This window comes from Nonomuraea sp. LPB2021202275-12-8, from assembly GCF_037044575.1.
In the GTDB taxonomy this organism is placed as follows: domain Bacteria; phylum Actinomycetota; class Actinomycetes; order Streptosporangiales; family Streptosporangiaceae; genus Nonomuraea.
In genome coordinates, this window is record NZ_JBAHWD010000181.1 from 1 (window position 1) to 323 (window position 323).

The 323-nt window shown below is 72.1% G+C and carries 1 protein-coding gene; it reads right to left on the minus strand.

Features of this window, described 5'->3' with window-relative positions; genetic code table 11:
* The coding region (locus V5E28_RS49285) for an AMP-binding enzyme (protein ID WP_336217227.1) at positions 1-323 on the minus strand (323 nt) is incomplete at both ends.

The following is a 323-nucleotide window of genomic DNA, read 5'->3' on the forward strand; positions in this document are numbered from 1 at the left end:
GGTGACGAAGGCGGTGGGGATCATGTGCCCGGGCAGCTGGGCGGCCAGGCTCGTACGCAGGTCGGTCGGGTCGGGGTGGTCGCCGGTGAGGTAGGCGACCAGGCGTTTGTCGCCCGGCCGGTCCTCACGGACGATGACCGCGCTGGTGGTGACGGCGGGGTGGCGGTTGAGCGCGGTCTGGATCTCCCCGAGCTCGATGCGGAAGCCGCGGATCTTGACCTGGTCGTCGGTGCGGCCGAGATAGTGCAGGGTGCCGTCGGGCAGGCGGCGGGCCAGGTCGCCGGTGCGGTACATGCGCTGGCCGGGGGTGGTGGAGAAGGGGT